A 16776-nucleotide genomic window follows, 5' to 3' on the forward strand; every position below is an offset into this window, starting at 1 on the left:
CATGTGAGGAGAACACAGCGAGCAAAGGAGCCGAGATGTTCACCGGAAAGAATGACGTACCTGACCCGTCACAGGTCAAGCTGATCGTGACGGCGAAGACGAGGGCCGCTGACGAAGTGGTCGCCCTGACACTGGCCCATCCTGACGGGCGCAGGCTGCCTGACTGGACACCCGGATCCCATGTCGACGTCGTGCTGCCGTCCGGCGTCAACCGCCAGTATTCCCTGTGCGGGGACCGGTGGGACGCCCAGAGTTACCGCATCGCGGTCCTGCACGAAGCGGAAGGCCGTGGGGGATCCGCGTATATCCACGAAGAACTCACCGAGGGAACCATGCTGGCTTTGGGCGGGCCGCGGAATAATTTCCGGCTTGTACCGTCCGAAAAGTATGTGTTTATCGCCGGTGGGATAGGCATCACCCCCATGCTGCCCATGATCCAGCAGGCGGAGATGCTCGACGCGGACTGGAAACTCCTGTACCTGGGCAGGGCACGGAGCACCATGGCCTTCCTTGACGAACTTGCGGAATACGGAGACCACGTTGTGGTCCTGCCCAAAGACGAGTCGGGTCCCAGCCAACTGGAGGAACTGATCGACGGCCCTTCAGCGGACACCAAGGTCTACGTGTGCGGCCCGCAGCGGCTGCTTGCCGCCGTCGAACGCCACTGTGCCGCGTGGCCCGCGGGCCTTCTGCGCCTGGAACATTTCGCCGCCAAGGCCCAGGGCGCCCATGCACGCGACGTTCCCTTCGAGGTGGAGCTCGCCCGGGCCGGATTGTCGGTGACAGTGTCGCCCGACGTCAGCATCCTCGATGCGCTGCAAAATGCCGGCGTCAATGTCCTGACCTCATGCCGGGAGGGTACCTGCGGAACCTGCGAGGTCCCCGTTCTGGCGGGTGTACCGGACCACCGCGACTCCATCCTCAACGACGCGGACCGTGCATCCGGGAACTGCATGTTCCCCTGCGTCTCACGCTCTTGCAGCGACCGACTCGTTCTTGACCTGTAACCCGCAGCCTGCTGCGAAAGGACCCACCATGACCATCACCCCTGCCACGCTCAAAAGACCAGTCCGGGACGTCGACCCTTTCAGTGCCGACATTTTGGAGGACCCGCTACCGTTCCAGGCTGCCCTCCGCGACGCCGGTCCAGTGGTCCATTTGGACAAATACGATGTCTTCGCCATGGGCCGCTACAACGAAGTGCACGCCGCCCTGACAGACTGGCAAACCTTCCAGTCGGCGGCCGGAGTTGGACTGAGCAACTTCCGCACCGAAGTGCCGTGGCGTCCCCCGAGCCTGCTGCTCGAAGCCGACCCGCCCCACCACGACGCGCCCCGCGCGGTCCTCACCAAAATCCTCGGGCCCCGTGAGATCCGCAGGCTGGCCGACTCCTGGGCCGCGGACGCTGAGGAACTGGTCGATGACCTGCTGGCAAAAGGTGAAGCGTTCGACGCCGTAACGGACCTTGCCGAGGCGTTCCCCCTCCGGGTCTTTCCCGACGCCGTGGGAATACCGCAGGCGGGCAGGGAAAACCTCCTGCCGTACGGGGACCACGCCTTCAACGCCTTCGGTCCGCCAAACGAGCTCGTGGCCAAGGGCGCACCGCGCGTAGCCGAACTCTCCGCCGCGATAGCTGCCCAATGCGCTCGCGAGGTCCTGACCACGGATGGATTCGGTGCACAAATCTGGGCCGCCGCAGACAGGGGAGACATCACCGCCGCCCAGGCGCCCCTGATCGTCCGCTCGCTGCTCACAGCGGGCGTGGACACCACCGTGAACGGACTGGCAGCCGTGCTTCACGCTTTCGCCGCCCATCCTGACCAGTGGGCGATGCTGCGCAAAACCCCCGCGCTGTCCCGCACTGCCTTTGACGAGGCCGTCCGGCTCGAATCACCTGTCCAGACGTTCTTCCGGACCACCACCCGGGACATTGAAGTCGGCGGCACGCGTATCCCCGAGAGCCGCAAGATCCTCATGTTCCTCGGGTCAGCCAACCGGGACCCGCGGCGCTGGGAAAACCCGGATGCCTTCGACCTTAACCGGGACCCTTCCGGGCATGTCGGTTTCGGGTTCGGCATCCACCAATGCGTGGGCCAGCACATTGCCCGACTGGAGGCATCGACCATCCTGAACGCCCTGGCCAAGAGGGTCACCTCCCTCGAAATCTCCGGACCAACCCGCAGGCACCACAACAACACGCTGCGGGCCTGGGAATCCCTGCCTGTGCGCGTCCGGACCGCCTGAGCACAGGACGGAAAGACCGCACGCGCACCACCCCACCCACAACCAGATACAACGCCAGCAAAAGGACAGCCGCTGCCGGCTGCCGGTTCAGCGCGCCCAATTTACAAGGACGTAAACATGGACATACTCAACGAACTCCGCACAGCACCTATGAGCAGGCTCCAAATCAGGGCGGTCGCCGTCGCCATCGCCCTGATGCTGATAGACGGCATGGACGTGGCAGTTGCCGCGTACGCAGCGCCGTCACTTTCCAAGGCCTGGAACCTTGACCCCGTTACTCTCGGGTTTCTGCTCAGCTCCGGCCTCGTAGGCATGGCAGCCGGCTCCCTTTTTCTGACCCCGTCTTCCGACAAGATCGGCCGGCGCCGCATGATGCTGGCCGCCCTGGTCCTGGTCAGTGCAGGCATGGTGCTCTCCGTCTTCGCCGGCGACGTCGTGCAGCTGATGGCCTACCGGGTGCTTGCCGGGCTCGGTATCGGAGGCATGATCGCGAACCTCAACGTCTTTGTTTCGGAATACTCATCGGACAAACGCCGGGGGAGTATCTTCGGGTTGTACACGGCAGGATTCGCCATCGGCGCAACCCTGGGTGGCTTCATCGCCGGACCGCTCATTCCGCAGTTCGGCTGGCGGTCAGTGTTCGTCGTCGGTGCTGTAGCCAGCGTCCTGATGCTCGCAGTGACGTGGCGGTTCCTTCCGGAGTCGCTGGATTACCTGCTCAGTAAGCGCCCCCGCCACGCCCTTGCCAAAGTCAACGCCATCCTCGTGCAAATGCGGCGCCCCACGCTGGCCGAACTTCCCGAACTGCCACAGGATCAACACGCCCAACAGGGAATCAAAGACCTGCTGTCCGGGCGGATGGCCGTTCAGACCGTCCTGCTCTGGGCCGGCTACGGCCTCATGATCGCCGCCTATTACTTCGCCAGCACCTGGACCCCCAAACTCATCGCCACCTCCTCCGGAGACGACAGCCTGGGCGTGACGATGGGCCTGGCCGTAAACTTCGGCGGCATCATCGGCTGCTTTATCTTCAGCATCCTGGCCGTGTTCCTTCGCAGCCGCCACCTGCTCCTCGGGTCGCTGCTGGTCTCCGCGCTGATCTACGCCGTGTTCGGCATGGCGTTTAACCAGACGTCCATGGCCATCATCATCGGCGCAATTCTCGGTGTAGCCACCTCGGCAAACGTCGCCGGGTTCTATGCCACCACTCCTGGCCTCTTTCCCGCTGCCCTCCGCGGAACGGGCATCGGGTGGATGGTCGGCATCGGGCGGCTCGTCTCGATCGTGTCACCCATCGTTGTGGGCTATCTTCTGGCCGGAGGCTGGAAAGCCGAGAACATCTTTATGCTCTTCGGGCTGCCGCTGATCGCGTCCGCCCTGGCCATGGCTGCGGTCTGGTCGCTGTCCGCGAAGGCAACTCCGATCGAGCCTGGCTTGGTCAAGGTTTCCTAGGGCCCGCGCCGGGTAAAGGACACCGACAGGCAGCAAGCAGTGAGGCGGCATTGACGCCTCACTGCTTGCGGACGCCGGCTATCCGACGCACTGCAGGCTGGAGCCCGTCCGGTCATCCCGGAAGCGGCTCCAGCCTGCAGACAGGTGAACCATCGTTGTGGTTCAGCCACTTGTATTTCAGCGGGCCGCGGTGGCGGGCTGCTCCTGGAAGGCAGGCACAACGTGCTCGATGAACAGCTCGAGTGAGCGCTTCTTTTCCGCGTGGGTGAGGCTGTTGTCGGCCCAGAAGCTGAACTCGTCCACGCCGAGGGCCTCGTAGTGGCGGAGCCGCTCGATAACCTCGTCGGGAGTGCCGATCATGGCCGTCCGGTGGAAGGACTCCGGTGTGAACTCCGGCCGGTCGGCGAACTTCTCTGCAGGGCTGGGCTCAAGGAACCCGTTCTTCGGTGTGGTCTTGTTTCCGAACCAGGCATCAAACGTGCGGTAGAACTTCTGGATAGCCTCGGCCGGACGCCGCCATCCCTCGGGCTCGTCGGCGGCGTGGACGTGTGTGTGGCGGAGGACCATAAGATCCGGGCGGGGGACGCCGGGGTTGTTCTCCACGGCGGTGTTGAACTTGTTGGTAAGGTCTTCGACCTCTTCGTCGCCCTTCATGAGCGGCGTGACCATGACGTTGCAGCCGTTGGCGACGGCGAACTCGTGCGAGGAGATGTCGCGGGCGGCGATCCACATCGGCGGGGTCGGCTTCTGCACGGGTTTGGGGACGCTGGTCGAGGTAGGGAACTGCCAGACCTCGCCGTCGTGTGCGTAGTCGCCTTCCCAGAGCGCGCGCACGGCCGGGACGAGCTCGCGAAGGTGCTTGCCGCCGTCCACCGCGGACATGCCGCCCAGAAGGCGGTCGAATTCGAACTGGTAGGCGCCGCGTGCCAGGCCCACTTCCATCCGGCCGTTGCTGATGACGTCCAGGAGTGCAGTCTCGCCGGCCACACGGAGCGGGTTCCAGAAGGGCGCGATGATGGTTCCGGCACCGAGCCGGATGCGTGTTGTGCGCGCCGCCAGGTACGCCAGCTGGGGCATGGGGCTGGGGGAGATGGTGTACTCCATGGAATGGTGTTCACCAATCCAGACGGTGCTGAACCCGCCGGCTTCAGCGATGAGCGTGAGTTCCGTCAGGTTCTCGAAGCTTTCCTGGTAAGAGACGGCCTCGTCCCAGCGTTCCATGTGGGCGAAGAGGGAAAAACGCATTAGTGGCTCCTTTGTTCTGCGGCGGTGTCTGCCGGCGCCAGGGTGGCGGGTGCCGCGCCCTGGGCGGCGGCGTTACGTTCGGCGATGGTCTGGTCGCCGCGGGACCAGTGTTCGTGTTCAATTTCCCGGATGATGACGGTGGTGTTTTCCGGTGCTGCGCCCACGGAGTTTTCAGCTGCGCGGTGAAGCGCGCCGATGAGGGAGCGGAGCTGCCCGGGGGTCCGGCCCCGGGCAATCGAGACTTCGATAAGAGGCAAGGTGTTCAGCTCCTCATGATGAAGGGGTCGGCCAGGGGGGACTCGTCGGTGTTGATCCAGACACTCTTGAGGCGGGTGTATTCGCGGATGCTTTCGATGCCGTGTTCGACGCCGACTCCGCTGGTTTTGAAGCCTTCGCGCGGTGATTGCGGGGACATGGTGCGGTAGGTGTTGACCCAGATGGTGCCCGCCTCGAGCCGGCTGGCCATGCGGTGCGCCCGGGAGAGGTTGGTGGTCCAGATCCCGGCGGCCAGCCCGTAGCTGGTGTCGTTGGCCAGGGCGAGGACCTCGTCCTCCGTCTCAAACGGCATGATCGCCGCGACGGGGCCGAAGATCTCCTCCCGCACCACGCGCATGGAATTGTCAACGCCGGTCAGCACCGTGGGTTCGAAGAAGTAGCCGTTGAGGCCGGTGTTGGGCCGCCCGCCGCCGGTCAGGACGGTGGCGCCTTCGGAGACGCCGAGATCGACGTAGCTGGCGACCTTGTCCCGCTGGTCTGCGAAGGCAAGCGGCCCAAGCTCGGTGGCGTCCAGGAGCGGATCACCGATGACAATACTGCGTGCGCGGTTGGCGACCCGCTCCAGCAGTTCGTCGTAGACGGACTTGTGGGCGAACACCCGGCTGCCGGCGATGCAGGTCTGGCCGGCCGCGGCGAAGATCCCGGCCACCACTCCCATGGACGCATTGGCGATGTCGGCGTCAGCAAAAACGATGTTCGGCGACTTGCCGCCCAGTTCCAACGTCGAGCCGATGAAGCGGGACGCGGTGGAGGAGGCGATGCGTGCGCCGGTGGCGGTGCTGCCGGTGAACGAGATCTTCGCCAGCCGCCGGTTCTCGACGAGCGCGGCGCCGGCTTCCGCGCCGAATCCGGTGACCACATTGATGACTCCGGGCGGGAAGCCTGCTTCGTCGGCCAGCGCCGCGAGGCGCAGGACGGTGGCCGAGGTGTATTCGGACGGCTTGATCACGATGGTATTGCCCGTGGCGAGGGCCGGCGCGAGCTTGCTGGTGGTCAGCGTCAGCGGCGAGTTCCAGGGCGTGATGGCCCCGACCACGCCGAGGGGTTCGCGCAGGGTGTAGTTCAGCATTGCGCGGCTGGAGCCCGGAATGGTGTCGCCCTGGATTTTGTCCGCCAGCCCGGCGTAATAGTAGTAGTACTCGGGCATCGCGGCGAGCTGGGCGCGCATCTCACGCAGGAGCTTGCCGTTGTCCTCTGACTCCATGCGGGCGAGTTCGTCCGCATGCTCACCCACGAGATCGCCCAGGCGGCGGAGCAGGTGCCCGCGTTTGGTCTGGCTGAGGTCCCGCCAGGCGGGGTTTTCGAAGGCAGCCGCGGCGGCTGCCACAGCCCGCTCGACGTCGGCGGCGTTGCCTCGGGCGGCCCGGTACAGCACATCCAGCGTGGCCGGGTTGGTGCTCTCGAAGTATTCCCCGGACGACGGTGGAACAAACTCTCCGTTGATGAAGTGCTCGTAGCGGCGATCAGTGGACATGTGAATGCTCCTTGATGAAAGCAGTGAGGGTGGTGGCGAGTTCCTGGGGCCGTTCCACCGGCATCATGTGGCGGGCCCCGCTAATGACGGAGTACGTGCAGCCGGGGATGGCCGCGGCGAGCCGGGCGCTCATCTCCGGTGTTGAGCCCGGGTCCAGTTCACCCGTCACGGCGTGGGACGGAACGCTGATCCGAGGGAGTTCGGGGGCGATTTCCGCGTCTGCGGTTGCGAAGACGCGATAGCAGGCCAGGAAGGATTGGGGGTGGTTGCGAAGCAGTACTTCCCTCGTCGCCTGGACCAATTCGGCCGGAACGGAGGACCCTTCGGGGTACCACCGCAAGATTGATGCTTCCACCGTCGCGGGAAAGTCAGATGCCGCTGAGGCCAGGCGAATCATCACCGCAGCGTGCTCCTGGGATGTACGGTCACATACCGATGCGACGGAAACCAGGGAGGCCACCAAATCAGGCCGGAATCGCGCCAGGTGTTGAGCGACGAGGGCGCCGAGTGAGAAGCCCACGACATGGGTGCCCGGTTCCAGGTGCTCTGCGACGTCGGCGGCGAGCTCGGCAAGTGACACACCCTTGGGCGCAATGTGTCCGCGGTTTCCGTGGCCTAGGAGTTCGAGGACCTGAACGTCGTATTCGGGTTCGAGGAATTCACGGAGCGGCCCCCACATCGACCCGTCGAGGCCAACTCCGTGAATGAGTGCGATGCGGGGGCGGCTCACGAGGGCAGTCTCCTACTTCGCTTCGGTGCTGAACGCGGCGAGGCGCTGCTGGGGGCGTCCCTGAGCTGCGGCGGCCAGTGCGATCACGATCTCGTCGGCGTGAGGTGCGTCATTGATGCGCACCTCGATGCTCTGGTGGTGGGAGCGGATGGTCGCGTCCGTGATGTGCTTGAGCGGAATATCAAACACAACGCCTGCCGGCCCCCGCTTTTCAACCGCTGGCAACAGCGTGGTGGCGTTGGCAGCGTCACGGAAGTGGTTTCCGAAGGCAAGGGTGTGGATGAGTCCGGAACCGTGCTCGATTTCACCGTTGAGGCCCACGATGGCGGCTTTGCCGTACGCTTCGGCGGGGGCGCCGAGGGCTTCGAGCACGCGGGGGGCGAGCAGGGCGCCGATGTCGGAGGCGTTGCCGTCGATTCCGGCTGAAAGGTCCTCGACGAATCCCTGGCCCGCCCACGGGTTCTTGATAATAGCGGCGACGACGGCGACCCGTGCGTTGGGTGCGACCTCGCGGCCGCCCTCGATCAGGATGTCTTCGGTGAATGTGACAATTTTGCGGATGCTCATGAAATTAGTTCTCCTAGGGTGTCTGCTTTGACGACGGGGTCCGTGAGCCGGTCCCCGATGCGTGAGTGTGGGCGGGGTCCGGTTGATGCGCCGAGGGCGACGACAATCTCCCCGGGCAGGGGAGCATCACTGATGCGGGTGGTGATGGTCTGGTAGTGCGTGCGGGTGGCCGCAGCGTTCTTGTGCCAGAGGGGCACAACGAGCGAAGCGCCGGCGTCGGCCCTGTCATCGGCGAAGCAGATGATGGATTCGCCGTCGAAGTACTCCCGGACGAGGTTGCCGAAGAACGGTGTATGGATGAGGGCCGCACCATGTTCAATCTCGCCGTCAGTGCCGACAATCGCCGCTTTTCCGAAGGCCTGGATGGCGTCCACGCCGCCCAGTTCCCTGGCGAGCACGTCGGTGAGCTTGCGGGCCAGGACCGGGGCCAACTTGATGACTTCCTCGTTCAGGTCGTCGGTGGCCCTTCCGCCGAGCCAGGGGTTGGTGACCACGGCCGCTGCCGTGGCACGCACCGCGGGGACGGCGGGGGAGAGGCCGTTCTCGAGCAGGATCTCTTCGCTGTAAAAGACAATCTTGCGGATTCCCAAACTCAAATCGTTCATGATTCGGGCCCGCAATTGGCTGGAGCTCCGGCGGCGCCGAAGGCGTGAAAGATGGAAAAGCACATAACTAGCTCCTGGCAGTAGTAGAAAAAGGCGGGCTTTTCAGCCGTTGGCTTGGTGTTGCTCCGTTGCTACCTCGCGGGCCGACGTGACGACGTGATCACGCATCGCCCACTCGGCGCCCATGGCGTCTTTGGCCTGGATCATGGCGACCACCTTGCGGTGCTCGGCCACTGACCGCGAGATGCGTCCCGGGTGCGCGACGGTGCTCGCAACGAGGCGCTGGTAGTACGCAAGCTGGTTCATCAGCGTCCGGTACTGCTCGGCCAGCTTGCGGTGGTCGCTTCCATCGACGATGAGCTGGTGGAACTCATGGACAAGCCGGGCATAGGTTTCGGAGTCGCCGTTTTGCGCTGCCTCCTCTGAGGCTTCAATGTTGGCCTCCAGTTTTGTGAGCTCCGGTACCGGACCACGACGTGCCATCAGGCCGGCAGCGAGGCCTTCCAGGATCTCTTTGAGCTGGAACATCTCGACGATTTCGCGGCGGCTTGGTTCCCGCACGAACGTCCCGACCTTAGGCCTGATCTCCACAAGACCTTCAGCCTGCAGTTGCTTCAGGGCCTCCCGTACAGGAGTACGGCTGACATTGAATTCCTGGGCCAGGATCGTTTCACTGAGCGCCGTGCCCGCCGGGTAGTCACCACTGAGCACCACTTGGCGGAGCCGGTCCAGCAGGGGCGGCACCGGCAGCTGGATGATCTCGTCCTTTGAGGCCCGCTTCGAACTCTGTTGCATGGTAGATAACGCTACACGGCACGATTCGAGTCCGTCAAGGACTTGCATACAACAGATTCTGCGCGGTCGGCGATCGGCCATAAATACCCGCAAACAAACGGAACTTACCGCCAATCTATGATCTGGAACACGCAATTTTTCACCAGCTATTGACCTGCGTCACATTAAGGATCTACCGTCTGTTGTATGGAACAGACATCCACCAGCGTTCCGCCGGCGCCCGTTGAGGCCCAGGGCAACGCTCCCCAACCGGTTATTCCTCCCCAGCGCTTAGGATCCGTCTTCTGGATCTCCCTAGGACTTATTGCCGCCTTCGTGATTTGGGCGGCTGCATTCACTGACAGCCTCAACACCACCATGACGGCCGCCCTGAACTGGGTTACAGGGTCCGTCGGGTGGGGGTACCTGGCGGTCACCCTCGGCCTTATCGGGCTGCTGGTATACATCATGTGCAGCCGTTACGGCACACTCCGGCTTGGCCCCGCAACGTCGAGGCCGGACTATCCCACCTACGCATGGCTGGCAATGATCCTGTCAGCGGTGATGGGTGTCGGACTCATCAGCTACGGCGTTGCAGAACCGATCTCCCACTTTGTCGCCCCTCCCCATGGCCTGGCAGATGCCGGCTCACGGGACGCGGCTGTCCGCGCCATGCAGTTCAGCTTCTTTGACTGGGGCCTTCACGCCTGGGCAGTGTTCGCCGTCTTCGGGCTTGCCATTGGTTACTCAACACACCGGCTCAACCGGAGCACGCTCGTTTCCACCATGCTCCGTCCAATCCTGGGCAAGGCCGCAGACGGTTGGGGCGGCAAAGCGGTGGACGTCCTCGTCATCATCGCAACGCTCTTTGGAACCACCACCTCGCTGGGCCTTGGTGCAGCTCAGATCGACAATGGCATGCAAAGCGTCTTTGGCCTCCCCGGCGGCACCGCCACGCAGATCAGCATCATCGCCATCATCACCGTCCTGTTCACCGCATCAGCACTCAGCGGCGTCCACCGCGGCATCCGCTACATCAGCCAGACCACCATGGTCCTGGCCGTGGGCCTGCTGCTCTTCGTCCTCGTGACCGGTCCCACCAACTTCATCAGCAACCTGTTCTTCGAATCCATTGGCCGGTACGCCAACGATTTCCTCTCGATGAGCCTCATCACGCCGCAGAGTGATTCTGAACTGCAGTGGATGCAGTGGTGGACGTACTTCATGATGGCCTGGTGGATCGCCTGGGGCGCCTTCGTCGGCGTCTTCCTGGCCAAGATCTCCCGCGGCCGCACTATTCGCCAGTTCATCATCGGAGTCCTCGGCGTCCCCAGTCTCGTCTTCTTCATTTGGTTCACCGTCTTTGGCGGCACCGCGATCCACAGCGACATGACCGGCGACGGAGCCATCGGAAAAGCAGCGACGGCGGACGTCAACTCCGCATTCTTCGCCATGCTCGGCGAGCTTCCCCTTACGGGCATCACCTCAGCCGTCACCATCATCCTGGTTGTGTTGTTTTTCGTCTCCGGCGCAGACGCCAATACTTACGTCCTGAGCATGCTCTCCACCAAGGGCGTTCTTACCCCCAAGCGCCCGGTGCTCGTTGTATGGGGCGCAGTCACTGGACTAACAGCCGTTGTTCTCCTGCTGGCCGGCGGACTTGCGGCGCTTCAACAGGCGGTCATCCTCTCCGCCGCCCCCTTCACCGTCATTGTTGTCCTGCTCGCAGTCTCACTGATGATCGAGCTTCGGCGGGATCCGGAGATTCTCGCCATGGCACCCCTCAAAAACCTGGCAACTCCAGAACCAACCACTCGCAAGGAAGAAGGAGAAAAGTGAGCAACGCACCCACAACCGGCCTCTCAACCCGTGGATCAGCCGTGGCCCAGGCCTGGTCGTCGGCCTGGAACGAAGGTGACACCACGCTCCTGGAGCAGTTGCTCGACCCGGCGTACCAACGCCACTCCGCCGGATCCAGAGGCAGCCAGTCGTCCACGCAGCTCATGGAGACCATCCAGGCCTCGCGCTCTGCTTTCCCGGACCTGCACACCACCATCGATGCGGTCATCGAAGAGGGCGACCAGATGGCCATCTTCTGGCACAGCACCGGTACCCACCAGCACGAATTCCTTGGTGTTCCGTCTACCCGGCGCACCGTGGAGACCTTTGGATCCAACCACTGCGTATTCAACAACGGCAAGGTTGTTGCCGAACACGTGACCTGGGATCCGCGCCAGCTTCTCTCCGCCCTCGGCATCATTTCATTGGAGTCAGAATGAACGACATGACAGCACCCGCTGTTGCCCCCGACGTTGACCCGTCACTGGTCCGCGCCTTCAACAAACAGTTCGTCACGGGTGTCACGGTGGTGACCACGGACGACGACGGCGAGCCGCGCGGCCTGTGTGTGAACGCCTACGCCTCAATCTCCTACGACCCGCCCATGGTGATGGTTTGTGTCCAGCACAGTTCCAGCACGCACCCCTCCTTGTTTAGGGCCACGCACCTGGGCATCAACATCATGGCGAACGACCAGAAGGACGTCGTCGGGATCTTCGCCGGCAAGAGCGACAACAAGTTTGACCAAGTCGAATGGACGCCGGCGCCGCACGGGTCACCGTTGATTGCCGGCGCAGCAGCCTCCCTCGAGGCCGAGATCCGGGAGCGTTTCCAGGCCAAGACCCACACCGTGTTCATCGGGCGCGTGCGCCACGTAACCGTCGCCGACAAAGAGCCCATCATTTACCGGGCCGCGCACTTCTACGACGGCGGTGCGCTGGCAGAGCTGCCCTGATTCTCCCCTGCCACCCCGGAGGGTGAGCTTGTCGAAACCGGCCCCGACCAGCCTGGGCACCGGAAACCCCACCCGAATGAGGAAGAAGCATCAATGAGTATTTCCATCGACCAGGAAACCCGCCTCCTGGACACCGTTCCGACCGGTCTGCTGATTGGCGGGCAGTGGCGGGACGCGTCCGACGGCGGCACGTTCGATGTCCATGACCCCGCCACCGGGGAGGTGCTCGCGACCCTCGCCTCTGCCACCAGCGCGGATGCCGTGGCCGCGCTGGACGCCGCAGATAACGTGCAGGCTTCCTGGGCGCGGACCGCGCCGCGGGTGCGGGCCGAGATCCTGCGCCGGGCCTTTGACCTGGTCACCGAACGCGCCGAGGACTTCGCGCTGCTGATGACCCTGGAAATGGGCAAACCCCTGCCCGAAGCCCGCGGCGAGGTCACCTACGGGGCCGAGTTCCTGCGCTGGTTCTCCGAAGAAACCGTCCGCGACTACGGCCGCTACCTCACCACCCCCGAGGGCAAAAACAAGATCCTCGTCCAGCACAAACCCGTCGGCCCCTGCCTGCTCATCACCCCCTGGAACTTCCCGTTGGCCATGGCCACCCGCAAGGTCGCCCCCGCCATCGCCGCCGGCTGCACCATGGTCCTCAAACCCGCCAAACTCACCCCGCTCACCGCCCAGTACTTCGCCCAGACCATGCTCGACGCCGGCCTGCCCGCCGGCGTCCTGAACGTGGTCTCCTCCGCTTCGGCGTCCGGAATCTCCGGCCCGCTGCTCGCCGATCCGCGCCTGCGGAAGGTTTCCTTCACCGGTTCCACCCCGGTGGGCAAACGCCTCATGGCCGACGCCGCACAGAACGTCCTGCGGACCTCCATGGAACTGGGCGGGAACGCCCCCTTCATCGTGTTCGAAGACGCCGACCTCGATGCCGCCGTCGAAGGGGCCATGGCCGCCAAAATGCGGAACATGGGCGAGGCCTGCACCGCCGCCAACCGCTTCCTCGTCCACGAATCCGTGGCCCAGGAATTCACCCGCAAATTCGCCGCCGCCATGGGCGCCCTCACCACCGGCCGCGGCACCGACCCCACCACCCAGGTCGGACCCCTGATCGACGCCGGAGCCCGCGACGACGTCCACGCCCTCGTGACCGCCGCGGTCGACGCAGGAGCCACCGCCATCACCGGCGGCACACCCGTGGACGGCCCCGGCTACTTCTACCCGCCCACCGTCCTCGGAGGCGTCCCCAACGACGCCGAGATCCTCCGCCAGGAAATCTTCGGCCCCGTCGCCCCCGTCACCACCTTCACCACCGAGGAGGACGCCATCCGGCTTGCCAACGCCAGCGAATACGGCCTCGCCTCCTACCTCTACAGCCGCGACTTCAACCGGCTCCTGCGCGTAGCCGAACAAATCGAATTCGGCATGGTCGGCTTCAACGCCGGCGTCATCTCCAACGCCGCCGCACCCTTCGGCGGCGTCAAGCAATCCGGCCTCGGCCGCGAAGGCGGCACCGAAGGCATCGCCGAATACACCACCACCCAATACATCGGCATCAACGACCCCTACGCCCGCTGATCCGGCGTCGCTGCCACCGCAGCACTGCGGGCTTGGTCAGGAGTGACGAAGGCAGGGCCACCTGTGAGGGGTGGCCCTGCCTTCGTTGCGTAGGGGTTGCGCTCCTGCGCCCGTCCTTCGGGCTACCTGTTGCGATGGATTGCAGGGCGCGGCCCCGTACGCCAGCCGACCTGTTAGGTCGGCGGTATTCGGGCAGCTGGACCGGCCGTCAGTCCTGGCTGCTACATGATGCCCGTGGGAACCAGCAGGGCCCAGGCCAGTGCCGGGGCCACCAGGACCACTCCGCCGGCGTACATCATCAGCTGCTTGTAGACGCGCTGCCGGTCGTCCTCACGGGCATTGGCCACAACCAGGGCGCCGTCGGTGGAGAACGGCGAGACGTCAACGACGGTGGCGGCGATGGCCAGAGCCGCTACTGTTCCCGAGGCGCTGAGCGCGCTCGTCGCCAGCAGGGGACCGGCCAGGGGGATGAACGCCGTCAGCAGGGCCGTGGAGGAGGCGAAGGCAGAGCCGACGCCGATCACGTAGCAGAGGACCAAGGCGATGAGCAGTGGCGCACCGAGCGCAAGGGCCTGCTCGGCGAGAGTGTCGATGACGCCCACGTGCTGGAGGAGGGAGACGTAGGTGATCATGCCTGCCACGAGCAGTACGGTCGACCAGGAGACGCCGCTGATGAAGGTGCGGTGTTCCTTGATGTTGACCAGCGCCAGGAGGAGACCTGCGGAGAGAGCGACAAAACCGATCGGCATGTGGAAGCCCAGGGCACACACGAGCATTGCGGCAATCAAAGCCAGCGTGAGGATCTGCTGGCCGTGAGGACGGCTGATTTGGGTGGTGTCAAGATCGGCGTGTTGGCCGGCACCGTCGCGTAGTTTGCCGAGGAGGGCAAACAGCACAACGGTCAGTATTGAGAGGACCAGGTTGAGGGCGAAACTGGCTGCGAACAGCCCGCCTTGGGAGATGGGAAATCCGTTGTCCAGTGCGATGTCGTGCACCAGGACGCCCGCCACGGAAAGCGGGGAGAATCCGCCGGCGTGGGCCCCGTTGATAATGAATGCGCCCATTAGCACGGGGTGGATGCGCGATTCGTACGCCAATCCGATGGCCGCCGGGGCCAGCAGGGCGACGGCGGCAGGGGAGAAGGTGCCCAGTGCCGTGAGCGATGCGGCCAGGAGGAAGAACACCCACGGCAGAAGCAGCGTCTTGCCCCTGACGAGCCGCACGCAGTTCTGGACGATGATGTCGATGGTCCCGTTCCTCTGGGCCATGCTGAAGAAGTAGGTGACTCCGATGATGGTGATCACGATGTTGGCGGGAAAGTCCGCGAGTATTTCCTTGTCGGTCATTCCGAGCATGAAGTAGCCGACGCCGAAGGAGGCAACCAGCCCCATGACCCCGATGTTCAGTGGCCACTTCGTGGCGACAACGAACATCACCACGAGTATGACGAGCGGAATGATCTGGGTCGCGGTCATAGTCGGCTCCGATTCAGGGGTGGCCGCCGGGTTGAAGAGGACACCCCCGAACAGGAGGGCGACCAGACCCAGGATCACAGAAGCGGCTACCGTCACCAGAAGGATACGGCGGCGACGGTTCGGATGCTTGGAGCGGCGGTCCTGGATGTCGCTCTCTGGGGGAGCAGGTTGGAAAGCGGTCTTAGCCATGGTGGTGTCTCCTCATTGAGTGGCTGATGCCAGGGAGGCTTCGACGGCCCTGCCGAGTGCCTCAGGTAGATGGATGATGGTGGTGGCGATGGTGCGGGCTGTACGGTCGACCCCGACCAGGAGGGATCCGTCGCGTTCCTCGCTCCAGGTTTCGATCACGCCTGCAGGCGTGCGAAGTTTCAGGTTTCCGCCCGGTGTGTCGCCGGTGATGGCGTTGAGTACGGTGCCCCGGGTGCGGGCTGCGAGCGTCAGGGCGATGCTGCCGGTGATGGCCAGGGCCGGGTGGGGCTTGCCCATCGAGAGCATCATGACGTTGACGTCGCAGTCCGGATCCGACGGGGTGGGGGATGCGACGATGGCGAGTTTGGGTACGGCGCGGGCAGCTTCCGCAACTGTTGGTGCCAACCCCATCCGGACGGCTGCCTGACGCCGGATGTGGTCCAGCGTTTCCAGCTGCAATTCCACCCCGGCGACCCAGCTGTCGTAGCGGGCCCTGTCGAGTCCCAGATCCTCAGCACGAACAATCACCACCGGCGCCCCGGCGTCAACCATCGAGACAGTCCAGCGGGTACCACCAGCAACTATGGTGTCGGTCGCTTCACCGGTGGGCAGCAACTTTCCAGTGGTCTTGCCGGCCGGATCCTTGAACCCGAGACCGACCCGGTAGCCGGCTGACGCTACCCCGGGCATGTGCGCATCCGGAACGATGGGTAGGGCGCCCGCGGGTGTGGGGATGAGCTGGACGATGATCTGGCCCGTGTTTGTGTTTCGGGTGACGATACGTGTGGTGTTCCCGGTAGGGACCACCCATCCCTTCTCGATCGCGTAGAGGCCAACAACTGCGGAGCAGTTCCCGCAGTTGCTGCCCCAGTCCACGGCTGCCTCTTCGATACCTACCTGGGCGAAGGTGAAATCGACATCGATATCGTGGTCGGCAGGCCGGTGGAGGATCATGGCTTTGCTGGTGGTCGAGGTTGCACCGCCAACACCGTCAATTTGTCTTGAGTCCGGGCTGCCGAACAGCCGCGGCAGCAAGTCATCCAGGTTGGCGCGGGTTTGGTCCAGATGTCCGGTTTCAAAGACCCAGCATTTGCTGGTGCCTCCGCGCATCCATTCGGCTTCGATCTTCATGAGTATCCACATCTCCTTGTGCCGTCAGTTCTCTTGGGCGCCTGTTAAGAGATTGATCTGGATCACATATGAAGACAATGTTGGATAATTTAGGGGGGATGTAGCCTCTCTTCAATCACTTGAGACAGCAGGGAACTGGTTGAACGAAATTTCCTGATGTCCGCCAACCATGGCCTTGATGGCCTCCCTCAGTGTCCGTGATTACATGGAGTGAAGCAAAGACACAGGAAGGTGAAGAGTTGCTT

16 protein-coding genes are annotated in these 16776 nt (G+C 64.0%); 7 read left to right on the top strand and 9 right to left on the bottom strand.

Annotated features, from left to right (window positions below):
• Nucleotides 1-35: 35 nt before the first annotated feature.
• The 3 genes from J2808_RS18475 (at nt 36) to J2808_RS18485 (ending at nt 3696) form a co-directional block, all read left to right on the top strand.
• Nucleotides 36-1007 carry a PDR/VanB family oxidoreductase gene (locus tag J2808_RS18475; RefSeq protein WP_309819561.1) on the top strand — a complete coding sequence of 324 codons (972 nt, stop codon included), beginning with the start codon at nt 36-38 and terminating at the stop codon, nt 1005-1007.
• A 28-nt stretch (nt 1008-1035) separates the two neighbouring features.
• On the top strand, nt 1036-2244 hold the full coding sequence (locus tag J2808_RS18480; RefSeq protein WP_309819564.1) for a cytochrome P450: 1209 nt from the start codon (nt 1036-1038) through the stop codon (nt 2242-2244).
• A 117-nt stretch (nt 2245-2361) separates the two neighbouring features.
• Complete coding sequence (locus tag J2808_RS18485; protein WP_309819566.1) at nt 2362-3696, top strand: MFS transporter; 1335 nt, start codon at nt 2362-2364, stop codon at nt 3694-3696.
• Between the two features lie 177 nt (nt 3697-3873).
• On the opposite strand, the gene J2808_RS18490 is transcribed toward J2808_RS18485, so the two are convergent.
• The 7 genes from J2808_RS18490 to J2808_RS18520 form a co-directional block, all read right to left on the bottom strand.
• Nucleotides 3874-4941 (bottom strand): LLM class flavin-dependent oxidoreductase, encoded by a 1068-nt coding sequence (locus J2808_RS18490; RefSeq protein ID WP_309819568.1) that lies wholly within the window; start codon nt 4939-4941, stop codon nt 3874-3876.
• Nucleotides 4941-5198 (bottom strand): tautomerase family protein, encoded by a 258-nt coding sequence (locus J2808_RS18495; RefSeq protein WP_309819571.1) that lies wholly within the window; start codon nt 5196-5198, stop codon nt 4941-4943. Before J2808_RS18495 ends, J2808_RS18490 begins: the two co-directional genes overlap by 1 nt.
• Before the next feature lie 5 nt (nt 5199-5203).
• Nucleotides 5204-6691 carry an aldehyde dehydrogenase gene (locus tag J2808_RS18500; protein ID WP_309819575.1) on the bottom strand — a complete coding sequence of 496 codons (1488 nt, stop codon included), beginning with the start codon at nt 6689-6691 and terminating at the stop codon, nt 5204-5206.
• Nucleotides 6681-7421, bottom strand: a complete 741-nt coding sequence (locus tag J2808_RS18505; RefSeq protein ID WP_309819577.1) for an alpha/beta fold hydrolase — start codon at nt 7419-7421, stop codon at nt 6681-6683. The genes J2808_RS18500 and J2808_RS18505 overlap by 11 nt, the downstream gene beginning before the upstream one ends.
• A 12-nt stretch (nt 7422-7433) precedes the next feature.
• On the bottom strand, nt 7434-7988 hold the full coding sequence (locus J2808_RS18510; RefSeq protein ID WP_309819578.1) for an amino acid synthesis family protein: 555 nt from the start codon (nt 7986-7988) through the stop codon (nt 7434-7436).
• Complete coding sequence (locus J2808_RS18515; RefSeq protein WP_309819579.1) at nt 7985-8593, bottom strand: amino acid synthesis family protein; 609 nt, start codon at nt 8591-8593, stop codon at nt 7985-7987. The genes J2808_RS18510 and J2808_RS18515 overlap by 4 nt, the downstream gene beginning before the upstream one ends.
• 102 nt (nt 8594-8695) lie before the next feature.
• On the bottom strand, nt 8696-9388 hold the full coding sequence (locus J2808_RS18520; protein ID WP_309819581.1) for a GntR family transcriptional regulator: 693 nt from the start codon (nt 9386-9388) through the stop codon (nt 8696-8698).
• A gap of 186 nt (nt 9389-9574) precedes the next feature.
• On the opposite strand from J2808_RS18520, the gene J2808_RS18525 reads away from it, so the two are divergent.
• The 4 genes from J2808_RS18525 (at nt 9575) to J2808_RS18540 (ending at nt 13736) form a co-directional block, all read left to right on the top strand.
• Nucleotides 9575-11206, top strand: a complete 1632-nt coding sequence (locus J2808_RS18525; protein ID WP_309819584.1) for a BCCT family transporter — start codon at nt 9575-9577, stop codon at nt 11204-11206.
• Nucleotides 11203-11646 carry an ester cyclase gene (locus J2808_RS18530; RefSeq protein ID WP_309819586.1) on the top strand — a complete coding sequence of 148 codons (444 nt, stop codon included), beginning with the start codon at nt 11203-11205 and terminating at the stop codon, nt 11644-11646. The genes J2808_RS18525 and J2808_RS18530 overlap by 4 nt, the downstream gene beginning before the upstream one ends.
• A 5-nt stretch (nt 11647-11651) precedes the next feature.
• On the top strand, nt 11652-12161 hold the full coding sequence (locus J2808_RS18535; protein WP_309819587.1) for a flavin reductase family protein: 510 nt from the start codon (nt 11652-11654) through the stop codon (nt 12159-12161).
• A 93-nt stretch (nt 12162-12254) separates the two neighbouring features.
• Nucleotides 12255-13736 (top strand): NAD-dependent succinate-semialdehyde dehydrogenase, encoded by a 1482-nt coding sequence (locus J2808_RS18540; protein ID WP_309819588.1) that lies wholly within the window; start codon nt 12255-12257, stop codon nt 13734-13736.
• Nucleotides 13737-13957: 221 nt separating this feature from the next.
• On the opposite strand, the gene J2808_RS18545 is transcribed toward J2808_RS18540, so the two are convergent.
• The gene (locus J2808_RS18545; RefSeq protein WP_309819590.1) at nt 13958-15400 is read right to left on the bottom strand and encodes an SLC13 family permease; all 1443 of its coding nucleotides are present in this window, start codon (nt 15398-15400) and stop codon (nt 13958-13960) included.
• Nucleotides 15401-15412: 12 nt separating this feature from the next.
• Entirely contained in the window at nt 15413-16531 is a 1119-nt protein-coding gene (locus J2808_RS18550; RefSeq protein ID WP_309819593.1) for a PrpF domain-containing protein, read from the bottom strand.
• Nucleotides 16532-16776 lie beyond the last annotated feature (245 nt).

Origin of the sequence: Pseudarthrobacter sulfonivorans, from assembly GCF_031454915.1 — a bacterium.
GTDB lineage: Bacteria > Actinomycetota > Actinomycetes > Actinomycetales > Micrococcaceae > Arthrobacter > Arthrobacter sulfonivorans_C.